We start from the raw sequence: 23,345 nt of genomic DNA on the forward strand, positions 1-23,345 counted from the left end.
ACAGAATACTTGAAAAAAGTAATTGGTTTTCTTAACCTTATAAGAAGTGTAAGTTCATTTAAGTTTTGATTTTAATAGATTAGCTTAAATGAACTTACATTCTTGGTTTAAATTATATTTTTTACTGTTTAAAAAAATCAGGAGAACCCTAATTAAACTTCATTAGATTCATCGCTTAGTAAATGCAATGATTTGTATTGACAATACTGCAAGCCTTTTTAAAATAACGGTGTTTTTTTGAAAATTTGTTAGTTTACCACTTTATTACTTTGAAACTTTCTCAAAACAGAATAAATCCTTAAATTCGCCCAATCAATTAATTTAGTAAAAACATACATAAAATGAAATGAGCTTTTTGCAAATTTCATTTTTATAACTAAAAAAAAAAATATAAAAAAAATGAAATGAGTTTTTACGAATTCATTTTACAAAAATTAAATAAAAAGAAAAAAAATGAAATACGATATTATAGTTTTAGGAAGTGGCCCAGGCGGTTATGTTACAGCCATTAGAGCATCACAATTAGGCTTTAAAGTAGCCGTGATTGAAAAAGAAAACTTAGGCGGAGTATGTTTGAACTGGGGTTGTATCCCTACAAAAGCGTTACTAAAATCAGCTCAAGTTTTTGATTATCTAAAACACGCTTCTGATTATGGATTGACTGTTTCATCATTTGACAAAGACTTCCCTGCTGTTGTACAACGCAGTCGTAGTGTTGCTGACGGAATGAGCAAAGGTGTTCAATTCTTGATGAAAAAAAATAAAATCGACGTTATTGATGGTTTTGGAAAATTAAAACCAGGAAAGAAAGTTGATGTTACTGACAAAGACAATAAAGTTACGGAATACAGTGCGGATCATATCATTGTTGCAACTGGAGCACGTTCTCGTGAATTGCCAAACTTGCCTCAAGATGGTGTAAAAGTAATTGGTTACAGACAAGCAATGACTTTGCCTACACAACCTAAATCAATGATTATTGTAGGTTCTGGAGCGATTGGAGTAGAATTTGCACATTTCTATAATTCTATGGGAACTGATGTTACCATTGTAGAATTCATGCCAAATGTAGTTCCTGTAGAAGACGAAGACATTTCAAAACAAATGGAGCGTTCTTTGAAAAAAGCAGGAATCAAAATCATGACCAGTTCATCTGTTGAACGAATTGATACTACCGGAGCAGGTGTTAAAGCATTTGTAAAAACAGCAAAAGGAGAAGAAGTTCTGGAAGCTGAGATTTTACTTTCAGCTGTTGGAATCAAAACTAACATTGAAAACATAGGATTAGAAGAAGTTGGTATCGCTACTGACAGAGATAAAATTTTGGTAAATGCTTACAACCAAACGAACATTCCTGGTTATTACGCTATTGGTGATGTTACACCAGGACAAGCATTAGCGCACGTAGCTTCTGCTGAAGGAATCAATTGTGTAGAGAAAATCGCAGGACTTCACGTAGAGCCTATCGATTACGGAAACGTACCGGGTTGTACCTACGCAACTCCTGAAATTGCTTCAGTAGGTTTAACCGAAAAACAAGCTAAAGAAAAAGGATACGAATTGAAAATTGGTAAATTCCCATTCTCAGCTTCAGGAAAAGCGAAAGCTGCCGGAACACCGGATGGTTTTGTAAAAGTAATTTTTGATGCCAAGTATGGCGAATGGTTGGGTTGTCACATGATTGGAGCCGGAGTTACAGATATGATTGCTGAGGCAGTTGTGGCTCGTAAACTGGAAACTACAGGACACGAAATCTTAAAATCAATTCACCCTCACCCAACAATGAGTGAAGCTGTGATGGAAGCTGTTGCCGATGCTTATGGAGAAGTAATCCATTTGTAAATAAACACGAGTAGAGACGCATTGTAATGCGCTTTACACTATTATATAAAATCCGATTTGTGAAAGCAAATCGGTTTTTTTATGCTTTTAAAGCAAATGAAAATAATGATATTTATAGTAAAAATATTTTAATATTTTAACAAATTAATTAATATTAATTCGTAATTTTGATTGTATTGTACGATATTTATATGGAAATATGTTAAAATTTAATAATTTAATTTATTTGCTATGAAAACACTAAGACAATTCAGTTTAAAGCCGGTATTGATAATAATTAAAATAAATTCTGCTTACGCTCCAAGCATGCATAATTTAAAAACCGGCTATCTCCCAAATGGTGTAACTCCAATAGATAACCAAAATAGTGTTACTATTATTGTTACTGACGGAACTTTGAAAATAGATCTTTATTGCGACTCCAGTCCCAATGAAACAATTGATTTCAAAGTGGTTAATTTTAGTTTTGAGGAAAATAACCTATTAACTGTCTCAGACGGAATTAATACTTATAAAGGGAATTGGTCAATAACAGATAATAATGGTTATATCGATACTTTAGCTAATTTAAAATTCGATATCTCTTTTAATTGCCCATTAAATTTTATTGAAACAATAGATCATTGGGAAATTATTGACAAATCCTCCGGTACGATTCAAAAAGATGTTATTTATGGCATCGGTGAAAAAGACTTCCCAACATTTTGTAAAAACTAGAAATCTGCTGAACTAAAAAATAAGTAAATAACAGTTTAAAAAAAATGACATTTCTAACTTTAAACAACTATTTGAATGCTTAATAAATACGATTCCAACTTTAATTCTCGGCTTCAATTCTGATAAATAACAACATCAGTCCGCTATTTTTTGAGTGCATTCAGTTCGTATGAATTAAAATCCTAAATCCGTTTTGTCTTATTCTAATAAAATAAGGTAAAACGGATTTTTGGTGAATGCAACTTTTTGGTAGTAGACTATTTACTTTAAAAAACATAAAACGCTAATAAACAATATTTTAAACATTTAAAAAAATTCTATTTCAGATTTTTAAACTTATTTTTTGTAAATTAGTAGTCTAGTTACTTTGTCCTTTCTTATTCAAAAATAGGTCGATTAGCAAGACTGGCAGTCCTTATATCCGCTTGAAAACAGAGCGGAATTGAATGGATTAAATCCAATTAAAGAATACTAATAATTTAACTATTTCTGCTCAAACAGTTTCAAAAATGTATTAATGGCCGTCCCTGATAACAAGGTTACTGAATTATAAAATTTGAATTCGCCCCAATAAAATATGATCATCATCCCAATTATTAGATACATTGGGAATATGAATTGCTGTAGGCTCAAAAGCACCTGTAGTGAATGAAATTGTAACGATTGTTACTCCCTTAACACTTGCTAAAAAGTAAGACATCATTCCTCAACTTAAAATAGCAATCATGATACCGTTTCTAATTTCTATTTTATTAATAAAATACCATAACCAAAATTGGGTAAAGAAAATTTTACAAATAAGTAAGTTTTTGAAAGCGAATATCCATAGGAATTTTTCTGCGTTTCTATTCATTATTCTATTCCTTGGTCCAATAGTATCAAAAGCCCAAAATCTTCAATTGAATTATAAAATAGTACGGAGCGGAAATACTATTGGCAGGTTGCAACTTGAAAAAAAAATAGTCGGCAATAAATCAAATCTACTATTGATTTCTGAAATAAAAACCCATCTTATTTTTTTGATTAACATATCGGTAAAAGAATCCGCAACTTTTGAAAATGGAAAACTCATTTATTCTTCTCAATTCCGAAAAACCAACGGCATGACAAAACTGGATAAACAAACAAGCTTTGTAATGGATAAATACGAAGTAATGGAAAATGGTGAAAAGGAGAAACTAAGCTTCCCTTTTATTGGCACAAACCTGTTAAGCCTGTATTTTCTAGAGCCTACAGTTACAAAATCAGTGTATTGTGACAAACAACAATGCTTTATCAAAATAACGAAAATGCATGATGGAGGATATAAAATTAAGCTTCCGGATGGTAACAGCAATAGCTTCTATTATGAAAAGGGTATCTGTACCAAAATAAAGATTAGCAATTCATTTTATTCGATTGAAATAATTTATGAACCTTAAAAAATTTCTCATGCAAACAAAAAACATTCGACAAATTAAAAGCCCACTTGATGATTTGTAATGTTTTTTTATAAATTTACAAAACAATAAAAAGCCATTTATGGCACAAAGCCAACCTAATTTGGGTAGATTGGAGCCATTTTTGTAGCTGGTATATGCAAGTCACCTACCATTTTACCAGACAACCCTGCAAAAACAGAAACAGACAACAAAATGAAAAATTTCACAGACTTTAAATCTTATAACGAATATCTTGGATTGGACAAACCATTGGACAATGATATTGACGTTGGTTATTATGACCCGCCAAATATGTTGTCTAAATCTGAAACTATAACGGTTGACTTTTACAGAATTTCTATAAAAATTAATGTTGTAGACAAAACAACACTCAACAAAGAACCGATTACAGCGGTGTTTTTCAATAGTCCGAATTTGATAGTTCCGACAGGTTGGGATGTTGAACCAACTTATCAAGGAATGTATTTACAACTTTCAAAGAAAATCATCGAAGAACATCGTTATTTATTCAAAACTTATCTTGACTACGGACAACACGAAGCATTATATTTGACAGAAGAAGAAGTTCAAGAAATTAGTGCGGTTTTTCAATTGATGATGAAGTATTACGAAAGTGAAAAACGAAATTTTAATGTATTGTTATCATACATAAATGTTTTGATTTCGTTGGTGGAAGCGTTTTACAAAAGACAATTTTCAACCGACCCAAAACAATACAATCATATAGTTACCGATTTTCAACAAAGCATTATCGACTATTACAACCAACCTGTTTCGCAACTTCCAAACGTTCAGTATTTTGCCGATAAATTGGGTTTAACAGCCAATTATTTGGGTGACATCGTAAAACATTTTACCCAAAAAACTGCACTCGAAAATATTCACGATTTTGTAATTAAAAGAGCAAAAGAATTATTAGTAGAAAACAAAAAACTAAACACCACAGAAGTAGCTTACGAATTAGGTTTTGAGTATCCGAATTACTTTTCAAAATTCTTCAAAAAACAGGTAAATCTCACCCCAAAAGAATACCGATTGCAAGCAATCGACAAAAATTAACACAATGAAAACGCCTTTAACAAGGCGTTTTTTTTTATAATCAGTAATTTGTTTCTTTTTTTGTAGTAGTCTGTTTCCTTTGGCTGTTCTTCAAGGTTCTACTTTTGTCCTATCATTTTCAAATATAAAACAATGAAAACAAAAATTATTCTTATAACATTACTAACGATGTTATCATTCGGCACAAAATTAACAGCACAAACATCAACCTTTTCAAAGGTTACATTCAACAACAACAATCTAAAAATGGCAGGAAATCTATACTTGCCCAAAGATTTTAATGAAAACAAAAAACATCCCGTAATCATTACGGTTCATCCAGGCGGTGGCGTTAAAGAACAAACTTCAGGATTGTATGCTCAAAAAATGGCAGAACAAGGTTATGTTGCATTAGCATTTGACGCATCGCACCAAGGCGAAAGTGAAGGCTTGCCAAGATTTTTGGAAGACCCAACCGAAAGAGTTGAAGATATTAGAAGCGCAGTTGATTATGTAACTACACTGAAATTTGTAGATACTGAAAAAATTGGATTAATAGGCATTTGTGCAGGTGGCGGTTATTCTATAAATGCAGCACAAACAGAACATCGTATAAAAGCAGTTGCAATAGCTAGTCCTGTAAGTACAGGAAACAAAAAAGGTTGGGACGGAAAAACACCTGTTTTGGAGTCGTTAAAAACACTAGAAGTAGTTGCACAACAACGTACCGCAGAGGCAAACGGAGCAGAACCAATGTATGTAAATTATGTACCTGAAAAACCAGATGCAAATACGCCAAATGATTTGGTTGAAGCATACGATTATTACAGAACACCTAGAGCACAACATCCTAATTCTACTAATCTTTTGTTGTTTACAAGTTTAGATAAAATGATGGCATTTGAAGCATTTGCAAACATCGAAACTTTTCTAACCCAACCAACCCTAATAATTGTTGGTAACAAAGCAGGTTCTCGTTGGCAAGGAGAAGAAGTATATAAAAAGATAACAAGTCCAAAAGAATTAGTGATTATAGACGGTGCAACTCATATGGATTTATATGACATTCCAAAATACGTAAAGCAAGTTGCAGAAAATATGACTGCCTTTTTTGAAAAAAATTTATAAGAATTAGCAACATTTTAAAAATGGAAAAATCAAAAAAAGTATTGCTAATCAATACACATTTAACGTATCCAAATTGGACAGAAGGAACTTTAAATAGTTCATTTATTCAAAAAGCAAAAGATTTTTTTGAAGCAAAAGGATTTGAAGTTTTAGAAACAAAAATTGAAGACGGTTACAATGCAGACGAAGAAGTAGAAAAACATTTACAGGTAGACATTGTGATTCTTCAAACACCAGTAAATTGGTTTGGTGCACCATGGATTTACAAAAAATATGTAGATGAAGTATTTAATAGTGGACTTAATAGCCAAAAGTTTCTTTCAGGCGATGGTAGAACAAGAGAAGATGCGACGAAACAATACGGTTCAGGTGGAAAACTGCAAGATAAAAAGTTTATGATTTCTGCCACTTGGAACGCACCAGCAGAAGCATTTGGCAATCCTGACTATAAATTATTTCAAGGAAAAACAACAGCAGATTTATTTTTACATATTTCAAGCAATTATCGTTTTTGCGGTTATGACATTTTACCTGACTACAATTGCTTCGACATTTTCAAAAACGAAAAAATAGTCGAAGATTTGGAAAATTATCCAAAACATTTGGAAAATGTTTTAAACTTTTAAAAGATAATTCAATATTTAAATAACATTAGAAATGAAAAAAATAGAAGAAGCGAACAAAATTGTTATGAACCGTTTTGTAGAGTTCATTAATACTGCCGATGAAAAACTTGCAGAAGAACTTATCTGCCAAAACGCAATATTTTACGTTCCGGGACAACCTGAACCTATGAGGGGTCCTGTTGGTTATCTTACAATTATTAATATGATGCGTAGCGGATTTCCCGACATTCAATGGGCACTTGAAGACATAGTTGCTGAAAGCGACAAGGTTGCTGCCCGTTTTATTATGAGAGGTACACATCAAGGTAGTTTCTTTGGTGCTCCACCGACTGGAAAATCTATTGTTGTTCAAGCAATGAATTTCTATTGTTTGTCGGACGGACAAATTATTGAAGAACACGGACAACCTGATTTTCTTGCATTGTTACAACAAATTGGAGCCGTACCAACACTTTAAAAAGCATTCCGACAAAAAAAACGGCAGGTAACAACATCGGTTTGACAAGGTTTGAGTTTTAGGCTTGATTTAAAGTTGGTCTTGTATTTGAAAATTTGTGTTTAACTGAAAAATAAGTCTTAATTCGGTCCCAAAGCCCACGAAGCCGAGGGACGTCAAACTGTCTAATAACCTATTTTCCTCCTGTTAACTTTTTTGTATTAAAAAACCTTTAAAAAACTTTGATACTCATTGAATTTCTGTATGCTTAAGAAGAGAAATGGTTATTAACGCTTGACCAAAATACAATAATAGCAAAACCGTAAATGAATAAGCCTGTAAACAACTGGGCTAGCTGTTGCACAATTTCTTTCAAAATTTGAGATGAACAGAAAAAAAAACCTCTTTTATACCGAAGTTTCAGAACTTTAAAGGAAGGTTTATTTTTTTTTTAAGTATTTTTATATCCATTAAATCGCATATATTTACTTTAAATTAAATCTTAAAGGCTCTATTTGAGTTTTTTAGCCCAAGTGAATTATAAATCAGGGAAGAATACTGTCATTCGTCTAGAATATTTTTTAATAGAATTATACAAACAGCATTACTATGAAATGGAAATTATCATTTTTCTTAATTATAAGTATCAGTATTTTAGGTTACAGTCAAAAAATTGATGAATCCGAATCCATAAAACGACTACTTGAAAAAGAATCGGCCACATGGAGAGCTGCTGATAGTAAAGGCCATACGGAGTGTTGGTACATTCAGCCGTACAGCAGAATTTTGGTTTCGACCCCAGAAGGTGTCACAATAGATGTGCCTCCAACTGCGATGATCAATACAAATTCCAATGCAATGGGCAACGGAGGTTTTTCGGTGAATACCAACTACAAAATGAGTATCCAAGACAATAATGCTTGGGTAAGCCATAACGAAGAATCAACTGCAAAAGATGGCAAAAAAACATTCTCTTATGAAATCAGGCTATTAGAAAAAATAGAAGGGCAATGGAAATTAGTGGGACAGTCCATACATATTTACAAACCTAAATAAAACAAATAATGTCAATCATATAATGAACCATAGTCTAATTACTTTTAAAATCTTTCCCCATTCACAAAACAAGAAACGACTAAAAATTATTATTTTAACAAAAGGCGCTTGATTCTAACGATCAACTCATTGGGACTAAAGGGTTTTGTAATAAAATCATCAGCACCTAATTCAAAAGCCTTTAAGACGGTTTTTTCTAAACCTAAAGAGGATAATATAATTATTGGGATATTGAGTTTCAACTCCACTTTTACTTTATTAACAATATCTAATCCTGAAAAAAAAGGCATTTCTATATCAGAAAGTATTAAATCTGGATTCTCAGAAACTATTTTGTCTAATGCAACATTACCATCTGGACAAGAAATAACTTCATATCCTTCACGAATAAGCTTAAACTCCATCGTTTTTAACATCATCTCATCATCTTCGGCTATTAGTATTTTCATTCTATTATCATTAATTATTGGTATGAAAATTAAATCTTTGAAAACATTGTGTTTCATCGTTCTTAAAAACACATAAGCTTTCCTCAAAAATAAACTTTTTAGATGGTTTATAGTATCAATATATTAGGGATTTGTTGTGAAATTACTTTGTAAAACAAAAATCATATTATATAAAAACTATTCCTATTTATAATATAATTTACGTTTTTTTAACCGATTTGGTTTTTACATATTGCTACATTTTAGAAAAACCATGACTTGTTACTAATTCGTTGAAAACAAGCTGACAGATTTCATAAAAAAGTTCAACTTCTTCTTTGCGCTTTTTTCCCAAAGGATTTATTTCAATTTCGTTTTCAATAATTTCAATACATTTTGAAGCTTTTGTAATACCTAACAAACTGATGGAAGATTTTAATTTATGCACTTCAGCTTTTAAAACTACTATATTATCAATCTCGTTTGCCTCATTTATGGCTTCCAAAGCTGGTGGAGCATTATGTAAAAACAAGGACACCATTTTTTCAATAAAGGAGGTATCTCCGTCGGCAAATTCATTTAAATATTTAAAATCTATTAATTTTTCTGTTATTACTTCTTCTTCTGATAAATCAAAAGATTTAATTTTATCTACATTCATTAAATTGTGGTGTAATTTTTCAAGCAATACATTAAAATCGAAAGGTTTAGAGAGATAATCATTCATACCACTTTCTAAACTTCTTTTTTCTTCAACTAATGTAGCATGCGCAGTTAATGCTATTATCGGGATATTTGATTTAGATCCCATATTGGTTCGTATGTATTTTGCAACTTCATTTCCATCCATTTCCGGCATTTGAATATCCATCAGAATAATATCGTAATCATTCTTCTTTATTTTTTTGATGGCAATTTTTCCGTTATCGGCAATATCAATTTCTTTTTCCCATCTTGCAAATACTTTGATTGCTAAAAGTTGGTTCAGTTCATTGTCTTCAACTAAAAGTATTTTTATGCCTTTTAAGAAATTAGATGATAATTCTTCTTTTTTAACTTTTATAGGTTCGACAATCCCTTTTTGGACTTTTTTATATTGTATTAAAAAGGAAAACGCACTCCCTTTTGAAACCTCACTTTCCACAGTTACTGTTCCGCCTTGCAATTCAATAAGTTTACGGGTAATGGTGAGTCCTAAACCAGTCCCACCGAATTTTCTTGTTGTTTCATTTGATGCCTGATTAAAACTTTCGAAAATAGAATCAATCTTATCTTTTGGAATACCAATGCCAGTATCAATCACCGTAAATCGGAGAGAAGTATCAAATTCAGATTCTTTTTCTTGTGAAACGGTCAGCTCAACGTATCCTTTCTCCGTAAATTTCAAAGCATTTCCAACCAGATTAATCAATATTTGCGATAACCGTGTTGGGTCTCCAATCAAGAAATCACTTATTTGAGGATCAATTTCATACAATAATTTTATTTTTTTCTCTTTTGAAATTGGAGAAAGCAGCTCAATTACTGAATTTATATTTTTCGACAAAGAGAAGTTCACATCTTCAAATGTCATTTTATCGGCGTCTATTTTAGAAAAGTCTAGGATATCATTAATAATAACCAATAAGTTTTTACTGGCTCTTTTTATGGCTTCTACACTTTGCTTCTGATCGCTGTCTAAATTTGTACCTTCCAGAATTCTTGCGAATCCTATTATTCCATTCATTGGAGTCCTGATTTCATGACTCATATTAGTTAGAAACTGTTCTTTTACCCTAACGGATTGTTCCGCTATATCTTTAGCATTTATTAATTCCTTTTCAATACGTTTTTGATCGCTAATATCTTGAATAGTACCTAAAATTTTGAATGGTATATTATGTTCATCGTTCAAACATTTTATAAACTCATTGATGTACTTAATCGTTCCATTTTCACACAATAAACTATGGCTAAACTGTACTTCTGAATTACTATTTTTGACATAATCTAGGTTACTTTCAAAAAGTTCAATATCATCTGAATTAATTAAACATGATTTAATGAGCGCTATAGAGGGAATACTATTTTTATCAATTTCAAAAATATTAAAAACTTCTTCCGAGAAAAAAACTCCGCCATCATTTAGATTTATTTCCCAGCTCCCAATCTTGGCCAATTTTTGAGCTTCATAAAGTCTGTTGGCATTAATTTTTAATTCTAATTCGGTTTTCTTGCGCAGTTCAAGGCTCTGATGGAGTTTAATGGCATTTCTGATGCTTTGGGAAACACCGTCTGGAGTCAATAAAGTTTTGGGAATATAATCCGACGCGCCACCTAAAATAGCCTGACTGGCAATTTTCTCATCTCCTTGTGAAGTGACAAAAATAACCGGAGTTTCAAACCCTAAATCTCTTAATTTTTTTAAAAAGGAAATTCCATCACTATCGGGCATCATGTAGTCTAAAAAAATCAAGTCATAATAAAATGATTTTATCTTTTCGATTCCTTCTTTGGCAGAAAAAGCACTTTCGACATCCGCAATAATTCCGGAGTGGGATATGGAACGAATTATGGTAATCGAATCAACTCTATCATCATCGATTATCAGTATTTTTAGAGCAACAGCCATATTATTTTATTTTTTTTCACTTGAAAATTCAATGATGTTCCAATAGTCATTAAGTATTGAAAAAAAATCTGTTATTTTTTCGCTTTCATCTGGTTTGTGCATATATCCGGCAATATTTAAATTTAATGCTGCTGCTTTATTTTTATCATTATCAGTTCTTGTGATTACAAACACTAAAATTGATTTTAAATCCGGATGAACTCGTATCTTATTTAATAAATGTATTCCGTTTACACTTTCCTCATTAATATCTATTAATACAATTTTTGGAATGGGTGATATCTTATTTTCTCCCTGCAACATTAGCCAAGCTTCAGCATCATTTTGAGCCAAATGTAACGTAGATTTAATACCAATTTCAGAAAATGCTTTTTTCACACTTTCAACGTCAGCGCTACAATTGTCTACTAATAAGATATTTGAATTCGTCATAAAGTAAATTTAAGAAAAAAATTTACAATTCACATAATTGCCAAAAATTATTAAGCGTGGAAACTGATGAAACAAATTTTTCAAAAGACAATGGTTTTAAAATATATCCGGCTACATTCAAATTATAGGCTTTAATTTTGTCACTGTCTTCATTTGAAGTAGTCATGACAAAGACAGAAATATTTTTAAGCCTTTCATTTTCCCTTAAAGCCTTCAAGAATTCTATTCCGTTCATTTTAGGCATATTAATATCCAAAATAATAATTTTGGGTAAAGGGATAATCTTATCATTAAGCATTTCTAAAGCTTCAACCCCATTTCCTGCCACAAAAAGTGGGTTTTTAATATTATTTTTAGAGAATGCTCTTTTAACATTCATCACATCAACCTCATCGTCCTCAACTAATAAAATGTTTACCAATCTTTGTGTCATAATTTTAATTTTTTATTCTTATTTGTTTAGGCCAATTAAATTTAAAAATTGAACCGCTATTTAACCCTGGAGCGTATTGAAATGCTCCTCCTACCATTTTGATTATTTTACTGCTTATTGCTAATCCTGCACCGGTCGAATCTACAATATCTTTTGAATTTACCGTATAGAAAATGGAAAAAATTTTATCTCTTACTCCTTCCGGTATTCCTGGGCCATCATCGCTTACTTTTATTTCATAATCCGTTTCATTTTCACTTACTTCAACAAATACATTCTTTTTCTCTTTATCATGAAATCGAACCGCATTATCCAGTAAACTGAATAGTACTTTTTGCATTTTTTTACCCAACGTAACAGCCTTTTCATTTTTTAGATGATAGGTAAAATGAAATTCAACATTTGACTTATCCTCTATCATTTCAATGGAATCCATAACTAGTTTTGGAATATTCACTTCATAAAGCTCCATCTCACTTCTGTTGACACGTGAAAGTTCAAGCAATGCATTCATCATATTTTCTAGACGTTCCACTCTATTTTTTAATAACCTAAAATTGTCTAGAATCTCTTTGTCTGCATTACTCCCTAAATCATCTTCAATCCAAGTGGTTATGTTTGAAATGGCTCGCATTGGTGTTTTTATATCATGCGATACAATGTAAACAAACTCCTCAAATTCATTTTTGAGAGCAACTAATTCCTCCTGACATTTTTTTTCTGACTCTGTCATATCTATTTATTTAGGAAGGGTAAAAATAAAACTTGTTCCATTATCATTTTCAGATTCAATATAGATCCGACCGGCTTTCTCTTCAATTATCTTTTTAACAATAGACAAACCAATACCCGTACTTTCTTTTTTATCACGTGCTTCAATGGTTTGGAAAACTTCAAATACCTTTTTGCGGTATTCTTCAGCGATACCGGGACCATTATCTTTTACGGTAAACTGATGAAAATCATCCAATGATTCGTATAAACATTCTATTTCTCCAATAGGTTTATCATTATACTTCACTGAATTGCTGATCAGATTACTAAAAACCTGTTGCAAAAGTATTTTTTCAGTTTCAATAATAGGCATATTATCAGCAATTGAAATTTCAAATCCTTCAACAGGAACAACAAAATCAACAATCTGATTCAGCATCTTTTTCAAATCAGTTGTTTCTTTCTCAATTTTTGTCCGTCCAATGCGGGAATATTCCAAAACGCCATTAATCAGATTTTCCATTCGCAATATTCTCCCTCGCAATAATCCAAAATTTGACCTAACTTCATCCGGCATTTCAGGCATATCTTCAACAATCCATTCTGCAAGATTATTTATGGCTCTCAATGGCGCTTTGAGGTCATGAGACACCACATAAGCAAACTGATCTAGTTCTGCATTCTTTTTTTCAAGATCTTTTAGGGCATTATTTAAATTTTCCTTTGCTAATTTTTCTTGGGTAATATCAGTACTGATGGCTACATATTGATACGGTTTTCCTTTTTCATTTAAAAAAGGGACTATTGTGGCGCTTTCCCAATAATAAGAGCCGTCTTTTGCTTTATTCATTACTTCTCCTTTCCAAATATTTCCATTAGCAATGGTCACAAATACATCTCTTCTAAATTCTATTGAATGATAGCCCGTACTAATAATTTGTTGATCATGTCCTATTAGTTCTTCTTTAGAGTATTTAGAAACCGCACAAAAATTTTCATTAACATAAGAGAAAATGCCTTTCTGATCCGTAATGGCTACGATTGCTGATTCGTCCAATGCCGATTTAATATCGTTTATTTCTTTTGCTTTTTCTTCTATTTTTTGTTCAGCTAATGTTTTGTCAGTAATATCCTGAACGGTTCCTTGAATTCCAACAACCTCCCCTTTTTCATTTTTATAAGGTTTCCCTATTCCTACAACATACTTTAAAGTTCCATCAGAAAATAAAATTCTATGATTATAGAGTAAGTCGCCCCCTGTAATTAATGTGTTTTCAATTACTTTGTCAAGATTCGATAAATCATCGGGATGAATTTTGCCTCGGTACGCTAAAAATAGTTCATCCGAAGGCAATTCCTCTAAATCAAAAATTTGATAATGTCCTTTAGACCAAATAAGATCATTGGTCATTAAATCAAATTTCCAGCTTCCAATTTTCGCAATACTTTGAGATTCATCTAATAATTTATTACTGCTAATTAAATTTAGCTCTGCTTCTTTTTCATTTGTAATATCCTTGGATATTCCTAAATACCCCGTTAATTCTCCTAAATTATTTTTAATCGCAGTAATTGATAAAACTATTGGGATTAAACTTCCATCTTTTCTCACATAAGTCCATTCATTAGAATCGGCAATCCCCAGCTCTCTTGCCTTTAAAACAAACGTATCATATCCAGGAACTAGATTTTCTCCAAATTCTTTTATTAAATCCTCCGTATGTTTAACAACTTCATCCCATACATGAAAAATCGATGGAGTTATCTTTCCAATAACTTCTTCTGATTTATATCCAAGTAATTTTTCGGCACCTCTATTGAATTGTTTAATTGTTCCGTCTAAATCTGAAGATATTATTGCAAATTCTGTAGCATTTAGAATGGATGTTAAATCAGTTGCAATATTTACAAGTTCCTCCTGTTGTTGTTTTTCTAGAGTAATGTCACGGGCAATACAATATAAATAGCCTGTAACAGGATCTGGAGATGTATTCCAACTCAATAAAATATAATTTCCATTTTTACAACGGTAACGATTTTCAAAACTGATAGTCTTATGTCCATTTGATAATTTTTCAACTTCCTTAAATGTTTTTTCTAAATCATCCGGATGAATAAAATCTATAAATGGCTTACCTTCTAATTCCTCTTTAGAATACCCCAATACATCTGTAAAGGCTGGATTAACTTTATAAAAAAAACCATCCACGTTCGCAATACAAACCAAATCCTTTGAAAGTTCAATAAAATTCTGCAATTCTTTCTGAGAATTAAGAAAATCCGCATTTTTTTTTCGGGAATCCAATAATAAAACGACTTGATTGGCAAGCAATTTTAAAGCATTTTTCTGTTCAATGCTTAGTATTCTGGATTCCGTGTCTATTACACATAGTGAACCTAAATTAAAACCATTTGCATCCTTAAGTGGCGCTCCTGCATAAAATCGAATATTAGGATTTCCTGTCACTAAAGGATTTTTAGCAAACAACTCATTTTCCAGAGCATTATTGACTTCATAAACGTCTTCACCCATAATGGCATATTGGCAAAAAGACAAGTCTCTTGAAGTTTCAGTTGCATCTAACCCAATACTTGATTTAAACCACTGTCTTTCATCATCAATCAAACTTACCAAAGCAATTGGAGTTCCACAAATGTAAGATGCCAGTTGAGTAATCGAATCATATTCTTTTTCCGGTAAAGAATCCATAATTAAATACTCTTCCAGCGCTTTGAGTCTTTCTATTTCATTTTCCGGTTTCGGATTTATTTTCATTTGGGGGCTTTCTTTAAATCGATTTAGACTCCAAAAGCTGTAAATTTAAAGCCTTCGAAAAATATTCATTCGAAATTTTTATAGTTGTGCTCACTATATTTATACTAAACTTACAAATTTGGTATCCCTACAAAAATAAAATTATTTTTGAATTATAAATCTTTTTCTAAACTTAATATCCCAAAGAATTACATTTATTTTTCTTACTCCTTATTTGCTAAATAACTCCAAAAAATATTTAAAACTTTATCCCGAAAAAAAATAGTGTTCACCACTAAGTTTCTATCGGTATTATTTTCAACAAACCAAAACACAAACTACTGTTTTTTAATTACTTAAATAAAAAAATATTTAAAAAAAATATTTTTTTTGTACCAATAAAATAATTATTTGTTTAAATTTACAGTATTGGTTTTAACAAGCGGGAACACCTACTACACTCTTTTTTAGGCCAAAAAATAATACGTAAATTTCAAACCTACTTCTGAATTACAAAAATTTACTATTGGATTAACTAAAACATTCTGCCTCAAATATTTTTCTATTGTTACTATTCTAATAGACTAATAATGGTCTGTTTCGATTTAAAAAAAAAATACGAAATGGCAAAGTACAAACACATCCTTTTTTTCGACCAAATTGGCATTGAAGCCATTGGTAAAGTTGGTGGCAAAAATGCTTCTCTTGGCGAAATGTACAATCAACTCAATCCAATTGGTATTAACATTCCCAACGGATTTGCCCTTACCGCAGAAGCCTATCGACTATTCCGAAAAGCAAATAATCTGGAGCAACCTCTGGAAGATTTGTTGTTTTCATTGGATACAAAACAGTATTCCAATCTTTCTTCCATTGGAGAAAAAGCAAGAAACCTAATTTTATCAGCAACCATTCCTGATGAAATTCGTGATGAAATTCATCTCGCCTACCAATCACTTGGTAAACAATGTGGCATTGATAATCTTGATGTGGCGGTACGAAGCAGCGCCACTTCCGAAGATTTGCCAACCGCCAGTTTTGCAGGTCAGATGCAATCCTTTTTAAACATCAGTGGTTCAGTCCAATTGGTGGATGCCGTACACCGCTGTTTTGTGTCCTTATTTACGGATCGTGCTATCAAATACCGCCATGATATGGGCTTCGCCAAATTAGACATTGCTATTTCTGTTGGCGTACAGCAAATGGTCCGAAGTGATAAGGCTGCATCAGGTGTGGCATTTACCATTGATCCGGACAGTGGATTTGAAAACACCATCATCATTAATAGTTGTTGGGGATTAGGTGAAAATATTGTTCAGGGCACCGTTACACCAGATGAATGGATCGTTTTTAAACCCACTTTAGAAAATCCGGAATTGAATCCGATTCTAAAAAGGCAATGTGGAAGAAAAGAGTTCACGATGATTTATGCGGGTACATCCGAAAGTCTATCCGCAGAAAATACTATTATAAATACCGAAACTCCTTTGGAAAAACAAAACCAGTTTTCATTAAACGATAAAGAAGTGGTTCAGCTTTCCCAATGGTGCTATAGCATCGAAAAACATTATAAAAAAGCAATGGATATTGAATGGGCAAAAGATGGTTTGAATGACCAACTTTATATCGTACAAGCACGTCCGGAAACTGTTCATGGAAAAGTAAATAAGCAAATCCGCGAAATCTATAAACTCAAAGAGAAAAGTACACTTTTAGCCCAAGGAATTGCTCTTGGAGATAAAATTGCTTCGGGAAAAGCCCGAATTCTAAATAGTCCACAAGAAGGTCATTTATTGCAAACAGGGGAAATCATAGTGACAGATTTAACCAATCCCGATTGGGATCCCATCATGAAAAGGGCTTCGGCAATTATTACCAATAAAGGAGGACGCACCAGCCATGCCGCTATTGTAGCTCGGGAATTAGGAACCGTAGCCGTGGTTGGTTGTGGAGATGCAACCTCAACGATAAAAAATGGTCAGGAAATCACCGTTTCCTGTGCCGAGGGTGCAGCAGGAAATATATACGACGGATTATTGAAATGGGAAATAACGGAACAAGATTTCAGTAAACTTGAAATGCCAAAAACGGACCCAATGCTTATTCTTTCCGATCCCGAAAGAGCCTTTGAATTAAGCCATTATCCCAATCAAGGAGTGGGTTTAATGCGAATGGAATTTGCCATTTCCAATACCATCAAAATTCATCCGCTGGCATTGTGCGAACCTGAAAAAATAACCGATGAGAACATTGTTGCCGAAATCGCCGCGTTAACCAAAGGTTATGCAGATCCTAAAAATTATTTCATTGACAAACTGGCCGAAGCGGTATCCATCGTAGCTGCTGCATTCTACCCTAAAGATGTGATTGTGCGGATGAGTGATTTTAAAAGTAATGAATATGCCAACCTGATTGGTGGAAAATATTATGAACCTGATGAGGAAAATCCCATGATTGGCTTTCGTGGCGCTTCCCGTTATTACAGCGATTTTTATCGAAAAGGGTTTGCTCTAGAATGTGAAGCCATGAAACAAGTACGAAATGAAATGGGACTTCATAATGTAAAACTGATGATTCCTTTTTGCAGAACATTCGAAGAAGGAGAAAAAGTTCTTAATGAAATGGCTAAAAACGGATTAGTACAAGGCATCAACGGACTGGAAGTATATGTCATGATTGAAATCCCAAGCAATGTATTAATGGCCGATGAATATGCAAAACTCTTTGACGGTTTCTCTATTGGTTCCAATGATTTAACGCAACTCACATTAGGTTTAGATCGCGACTCCGCATTAGTAAGTTATTTGTTTGATGAAGAAAATCCAGCTATAAAATATTTGATTAAAGAAACGATTCGGGTTGCCAAACGTTTTAAAATAAAAGTGGGATTGTGCGGACAGGCGCCCAGTGACATCCCAGAATTTGCTAAATTTTTAGTGAACGAAGGCATTGACAGCATCTCGTTTAATCCCGATGCATTGATAAAGGGAATCGAAAATATTTTGGAAGCAGAAAAGAAAACAAAAAGAAAAATTCTAATGTAAAAAAATAATCATGGAAACAATATTCAAAAATAAAGTGGCCATTGTGACTGGTGGCACATCTGGGATTGGTAGAGCCACGGCAATTGCTTTCGCCAAAAAAGGAGCTAAAGTAGCTGTAGTGGATTGGATAGAAAGCAATGAAACGGTAAACCTCATCAAAGACTTGGGAGGTGAAGCGATATTTATCAAATGTGATGTTTCGAAAACCACAGACGTAAAAGCAATGGTAGAAAAAACTATTGCCGCTTTTGGCCGATTGGATTATGCCTATAACAATGCCGGTATTGAAGGAGTATCCGCACCTACTTCCGAATGTACAGAAGAGAACTGGGACAAGATCATTGGTATAAACCTAAAAGGGATTTGGCTTTGTATGAAATATGAAATCCCTGAAATCCTGAAACAAGGTAAAGGCGTTATTGTAAACTGTGCTTCGGTAGCCGGACTGGTTGGATTCGCTGGTTTGCCTGCTTATGTAGCATCAAAACATGGTGTAATTGGATTAACAAAAACTGCAGCTTTAGAATGCGCTAAACTCGGAATCCGAGTGAATGTCGTTTGTCCCGGCGTAATACAAACACCAATGATCGATCGCCTTACCGGAAAAACGAAAGAAGCAATAGAACAATTTACAGGTCTGGAACCTGTTGGGCGTTTTGGTCAACCTGAAGAAATCGCTAACGCGGTCGTTTGGATGTGCTCAGACGAAGCCTCTTTTGTAACCGGCCATGCCATGGCGGTGGATGGCGGCTTTGTGGCACAATAATTTTTCTGAATTGAAATTCTCACTAAAAACCTTCTAAAATGTATACTTACGAAGTAAATCTGAAATGGAAAGGCAAAAGAAAAGGACTTTTAAGTTCCCCCGTTTTGCCGCAAAATATTGAAGTGGCCACACCTCCCGAATTCCCTAAAGGAATAGAAGAAATTTGGTCACCTGAACATCTGTTTATTGCATCAATAAACAGTTGCTTATTGACTACTTTTCTATCGATTGCCGAAAATTCAAAACTGCAATTTATAAGTTTTGACAGTAAATCCATTTGCAATGTTGATATGATCGATGGTAAGTACACGATCACCGAAATTATTCTACAACCAAAACTTGTAATCCCCTATTCCCAAAAACCGGAAAGGGCAAGACATATTTTGGAGATGAGTGAAAAGGCCTGTATAATTTCCGGTGCCATTAAAGCTAACATTCGATTAGAGCCAGAAATAATTATTGAGCATAATCTTGTTCCGGTTGGCAATTCATTCTAGCCTATAAAAGTATCGTCAAAAAATAAAGAGTTATTTATGTTCTAATCGGTCTCATTTGAAAATAGGAAAAGTATGATTTCCATCAAAAATAAAATAGAACACCACCTTTTGGATTATGAAAAAGTACAAGCTTCTTTTTCATGGGACACTATTGCCAGAGAATTAAGTGGTCTTCCTGATGGAAAAGGATTAAATATATCTCATGAAGCCATTGATTGTCATGCTCACAGTCCTCTGAAAGATACAGTGGCATTTCGTTTTATTCGAAAAGACAGAAACTTTCAGGACTTCACTTATGCCGAATTGCAAAAACAGACCTCAAAATTTGCCAATGTACTTCAGAATTTGGGTGTCCAAAAAGGGGAACGCGTTTTCTCTTTGGCAGGAAGAATTCCCGAATTATATACTACCGCTTTGGGAACATTAAAATACACCGCGGTATTTTGCCCGTTGTTCTCGGTTTTTGGCCCTGAGCCTGTTTTTCAAAGACTCAGCAGAGGCGATGCATCGGTTTTAATGACAACATCCGCTTTATTTGACAAGACTATAAAACAAATCCTCGAAAGACTTCCTTTGCTTCGATACATTATTATTAGTGATATAACCGAGCATGTTTCAGAAAAAATATTGTCCTTTTCCAAACTTATAGAACAGGCCAAAGACAACTTCGTTATTCCGAAAACCAATCCGGAAGATGCAGCATTGCTCCATTTTACAAGCGGAACCACTGGAATGCCAAAAGGTGTTTTACATGTGCACCAAGCCGTGCTTACGCATTATATAACAGGCAAATATGTACTCGATTTTCACGAAGGAGATAGGTATTGGTGTACTGCAGATCCAGGTTGGGTTACCGGTACTTCCTACGGAATTATTGCGCCTTTAGTTAACGGTGTTACCTGTATTGTTGATGAAGAAGAATTTGATGCCGCAAGGTGGTATTCCATTCTCGAAGAACACAAAGTAAACATTTGGTACACCGCTCCCACTGCCATCAGACGATTGATGCGTATGGAGATAAAACCCTGTATAGAATATAATCTTGAAAATCTTCGCCTGATTTTGAGTGTGGGAGAACCGCTTCATGCCGAAGCCGTGATTTGGGGTGAAGAAAATTTTGGTATTCCAATTCTGGACAATTGGTGGCAAACCGAAACTGGCGGTATTATGATTGCTAATTATCCTTCGATGAAAGTAAAACCCGGTTCGATGGGAAAACCGTTACCCGGAGTGGAAATTGCCATTGCAGCAATAAATGACAAACAACTAAAACTTATTACAGAACCTAATGTTCAAGGACATTTGGTTTTAAAAAAAAGATTTCCGTCTCTTTTTAGAGGGTATTTACATGAAAACGAACGCTATAACAAATGCTTTATTGGCGACTGGTACCTCAGCGGTGACTTAGCCAAAAAAGATACCGATGGTTATTTTTGGTTTATCAGTCGTGCCGATGATATCATCAAAACTTCGGGACATATGGTGGGACCTTTTGAAGTCGAAAGTAGCCTGATGCGACATCCGGCAGTGGCAGAAGCAGCAGTCATTGGAAAACCAGAACCTACTATTGGTGAATTAGTAAAAGCTTTTGTGGTATTGAAAACTGGAAAAGAGCCCAATGAGGAAACCAAAATGGATATTATGGGTTTTGCTCGAAAGGAAATGGGACCGGCCGTTGCTCCTAAAGAAATTGAATTTGTGGAAAGCATTCCCAAAACCCGAAGTGGAAAAATTTTGCGACGGTTACTAAAAGCCCGAGAGCTCGGATTACCAGAAGGAGATATTTCAACATTGGAACAATCCTAAAATATTTTTAGATACGAAAAACTAATTTTCAACTAAAATCAATTTCAGCCATGACACCATCAAAAAAAATGAATTCGAAAAGTCAAATGATTTATTTGTTCATTATTTTTCTACTATTTCAAGGATGTCAGGCACAAGATAAGAAAAATGAAAAAGATATAGAAGCAATCCAGAAAAGTGCTACTTCCATTCCGGATAAAGTTTCTTATACGAACAATGTAGATTTCAGATTAGCCGCCAAAATAGCCACACCCGGAGTAGTACACATCAAATGTTATTTCAAATCACAAACCCAACAGAATCAAAATGAAGATAAAGATGAATTTCATAATATGCCTGACCATTTAAAAGATTTTTTTAGAGATGATCCTTTTTTTAGACAATTTAAATTCCAACTTCCCCAATCCCCACAATATGATTCTGAGCCTTTGATTGGAAGCGGATCTGGAGTAATACTGACTCCTGACGGATACATAATTACGAACAACCATCTGATAAAAAATGCATATGAAATTAATATCACTCTATTTGACGGACGCTCCTATCCTGCCAAAGTTATTGGTACTGATCCACAAACAGATCTCGCACTTCTCAAAATTGATGAAAAGAACCTTTCATTCATTATGTACGGTGATAGTGACAGCATAGAAGTAGGAGAATGGGTGGTTGCCGTAGGGAATCCCTTTAATCTTGCCTCAACCGTTACGGCAGGAATTGTAAGTGCCAAAGCCCGAAATATAAACATCTTAAGTGATCAGGGTGCTATCGAATCATTCATACAAACTGATGCTGCAGTGAATCCTGGCAATAGCGGTGGTGCTTTGGTAACATTAGAAGGAAAACTCATTGGAATCAATACTGCCATAGCGACACCTACAGGAGTCTATGCAGGATATGCTTTTGCCATTCCTGTAGACATTGTAAAAAAAGTCGCCAATGATCTGATGAATTTTGGATCCGTTCAGAGAGGCATTTTAGGAATAAGTATCCGAGACTTGAACAGCACAATTGCAAAGGAAATACATATTGACCGTGCCAATGGTGTTTATGTTGACAGTGTGATGGTAAGCGGAGCCGCGAAAGAAGCCGGTGTCAAAGCGAAAGATGTTATAATCAGTATTGATAATATTGAAACAATTACTACATCTAAATTACAGGAGGTTATTATGCGAAAACGTCCGGGAGAAAAAGTAAAAATCGTACTGATTAGAAACGGTAAAGAAAAAAAAGAACTTACTGCTACGCTCAAAAAACAGGAAAGCAGCACTAAAATCATAAAAACTAAAAGTTTGGATTTGCTAAAGGATTTGGGGGTTGAACTGGTTGAGATTACCAACGAAGACCAAAAAAATTACAATGTTAGAAACGGACTAAAAGTGACAAACCTTTATGACGGAAAACTGAAAAGATACACTGACATACGTGAAGGATTTGTAATTACCTCCATCAACAATAGAACCATTTCTACTATTAAGTCATTTATGGAAGCTGTTGCAGCGCAAAGAGGCGGTATCATGCTAGAAGGAAAATATGCAGATGACCCATCTTACTATTATTATGCTTTTGGCATGTAA

At 33.7% G+C, this 23,345-nt stretch carries 19 protein-coding genes; 13 read left to right on the forward strand and 6 right to left on the reverse strand.

The features are described 5' to 3' along the window. Positions 1 to 453: 453 nt before the first annotated feature. From lpdA to ACM55F_RS08920, 8 genes are all read left to right on the forward strand, one after another. On the forward strand, positions 454 to 1,842 hold the full coding sequence (gene lpdA / locus ACM55F_RS08885; RefSeq protein ID WP_416853443.1) for a dihydrolipoyl dehydrogenase: 1,389 nt from the start codon (positions 454 to 456) through the stop codon (positions 1,840 to 1,842). 231 nt (positions 1,843 to 2,073) lie between these two features. Beyond that, entirely contained in the window at positions 2,074 to 2,559 is a 486-nt protein-coding gene (locus ACM55F_RS08890) for a hypothetical protein (protein ID WP_416853444.1), read from the forward strand. Between the two features lie 725 nt (positions 2,560 to 3,284). Further along, positions 3,285 to 3,980, forward strand: a complete 696-nt coding sequence (locus ACM55F_RS08895) for a DUF6134 family protein (RefSeq protein ID WP_416853445.1) — start codon at positions 3,285 to 3,287, stop codon at positions 3,978 to 3,980. 213 nt (positions 3,981 to 4,193) lie between these two features. Next, entirely contained in the window at positions 4,194 to 5,060 is an 867-nt protein-coding gene (locus ACM55F_RS08900; RefSeq protein WP_416853446.1) for a helix-turn-helix domain-containing protein, read from the forward strand. A gap of 132 nt (positions 5,061 to 5,192) precedes the next feature. Beyond that, positions 5,193 to 6,167, forward strand: a complete 975-nt coding sequence (locus ACM55F_RS08905; RefSeq protein WP_416853447.1) for an alpha/beta hydrolase — start codon at positions 5,193 to 5,195, stop codon at positions 6,165 to 6,167. Between the two features lie 20 nt (positions 6,168 to 6,187). Then, positions 6,188 to 6,793 carry an NAD(P)H-dependent oxidoreductase gene (locus ACM55F_RS08910; protein WP_416853448.1) on the forward strand — a complete coding sequence of 202 codons (606 nt, stop codon included), beginning with the start codon at positions 6,188 to 6,190 and terminating at the stop codon, positions 6,791 to 6,793. 31 nt (positions 6,794 to 6,824) lie between these two features. Further along, a complete protein-coding gene (locus ACM55F_RS08915; RefSeq protein WP_416853449.1) occupies positions 6,825 to 7,250 on the forward strand; it encodes an ester cyclase in 426 nt (141 codons plus the stop codon). Between the two features lie 588 nt (positions 7,251 to 7,838). Beyond that, entirely contained in the window at positions 7,839 to 8,285 is a 447-nt protein-coding gene (locus ACM55F_RS08920) for an endo-arabinase (RefSeq protein WP_416853450.1), read from the forward strand. A gap of 89 nt (positions 8,286 to 8,374) precedes the next feature. Here ACM55F_RS08920 and ACM55F_RS08925 read toward each other — a convergent pair whose 3' ends face one another. The 6 genes from ACM55F_RS08925 to ACM55F_RS08950 all read right to left on the reverse strand — a co-directional run bounded on the left by ACM55F_RS08925 (position 8,375) and on the right by ACM55F_RS08950 (position 15,679). Next, positions 8,375 to 8,734: a response regulator transcription factor gene (locus ACM55F_RS08925; protein ID WP_416853451.1), complete on the reverse strand. Its 360-nt coding sequence runs from the start codon at positions 8,732 to 8,734 to the stop codon at positions 8,375 to 8,377. 235 nt (positions 8,735 to 8,969) lie between these two features. Next, positions 8,970 to 11,324: a hybrid sensor histidine kinase/response regulator gene (locus ACM55F_RS08930; RefSeq protein WP_416853452.1), complete on the reverse strand. Its 2,355-nt coding sequence runs from the start codon at positions 11,322 to 11,324 to the stop codon at positions 8,970 to 8,972. Between the two features lie 6 nt (positions 11,325 to 11,330). Beyond that, positions 11,331 to 11,756 carry a response regulator gene (locus tag ACM55F_RS08935; protein WP_416853453.1) on the reverse strand — a complete coding sequence of 142 codons (426 nt, stop codon included), beginning with the start codon at positions 11,754 to 11,756 and terminating at the stop codon, positions 11,331 to 11,333. Between the two features lie 22 nt (positions 11,757 to 11,778). Beyond that, positions 11,779 to 12,189 (reverse strand): response regulator, encoded by a 411-nt coding sequence (locus tag ACM55F_RS08940; protein WP_416853454.1) that lies wholly within the window; start codon positions 12,187 to 12,189, stop codon positions 11,779 to 11,781. Between the two features lie 4 nt (positions 12,190 to 12,193). Beyond that, positions 12,194 to 12,922 (reverse strand): sensor histidine kinase, encoded by a 729-nt coding sequence (locus ACM55F_RS08945; RefSeq protein ID WP_416853455.1) that lies wholly within the window; start codon positions 12,920 to 12,922, stop codon positions 12,194 to 12,196. Positions 12,923 to 12,928: 6 nt separating this feature from the next. After that, positions 12,929 to 15,679 carry a PAS domain S-box protein gene (locus tag ACM55F_RS08950; protein ID WP_416853456.1) on the reverse strand — a complete coding sequence of 917 codons (2,751 nt, stop codon included), beginning with the start codon at positions 15,677 to 15,679 and terminating at the stop codon, positions 12,929 to 12,931. A gap of 602 nt (positions 15,680 to 16,281) precedes the next feature. Here ACM55F_RS08950 and ppsA point away from each other — a divergent pair. The 5 genes from ppsA to ACM55F_RS08975 all read left to right on the forward strand — a co-directional run bounded on the left by ppsA (position 16,282) and on the right by ACM55F_RS08975 (position 23,345). After that, complete coding sequence (gene ppsA / locus ACM55F_RS08955) at positions 16,282 to 18,702, forward strand: phosphoenolpyruvate synthase (RefSeq protein WP_416853457.1); 2,421 nt, start codon at positions 16,282 to 16,284, stop codon at positions 18,700 to 18,702. Positions 18,703 to 18,712: 10 nt separating this feature from the next. Then, on the forward strand, positions 18,713 to 19,468 hold the full coding sequence (locus ACM55F_RS08960; protein WP_416853458.1) for an SDR family oxidoreductase: 756 nt from the start codon (positions 18,713 to 18,715) through the stop codon (positions 19,466 to 19,468). Between the two features lie 38 nt (positions 19,469 to 19,506). Then, positions 19,507 to 19,965, forward strand: a complete 459-nt coding sequence (locus tag ACM55F_RS08965; RefSeq protein ID WP_416853459.1) for an OsmC family protein — start codon at positions 19,507 to 19,509, stop codon at positions 19,963 to 19,965. 72 nt (positions 19,966 to 20,037) lie between these two features. Continuing rightward, a complete protein-coding gene (gene acsA / locus ACM55F_RS08970) occupies positions 20,038 to 21,771 on the forward strand; it encodes an acetate--CoA ligase (protein WP_416853460.1) in 1,734 nt (577 codons plus the stop codon). 50 nt (positions 21,772 to 21,821) lie between these two features. Continuing rightward, positions 21,822 to 23,345, forward strand: coding sequence for a trypsin-like peptidase domain-containing protein (locus ACM55F_RS08975; RefSeq protein WP_416853461.1), 1,524 nt, complete (start codon positions 21,822 to 21,824; stop codon positions 23,343 to 23,345).

This window comes from Flavobacterium melibiosi (genome assembly GCF_048158545.1).
In the GTDB taxonomy this organism is placed as follows: Bacteria; Bacteroidota; Bacteroidia; order Flavobacteriales; family Flavobacteriaceae; genus Flavobacterium; species Flavobacterium melibiosi.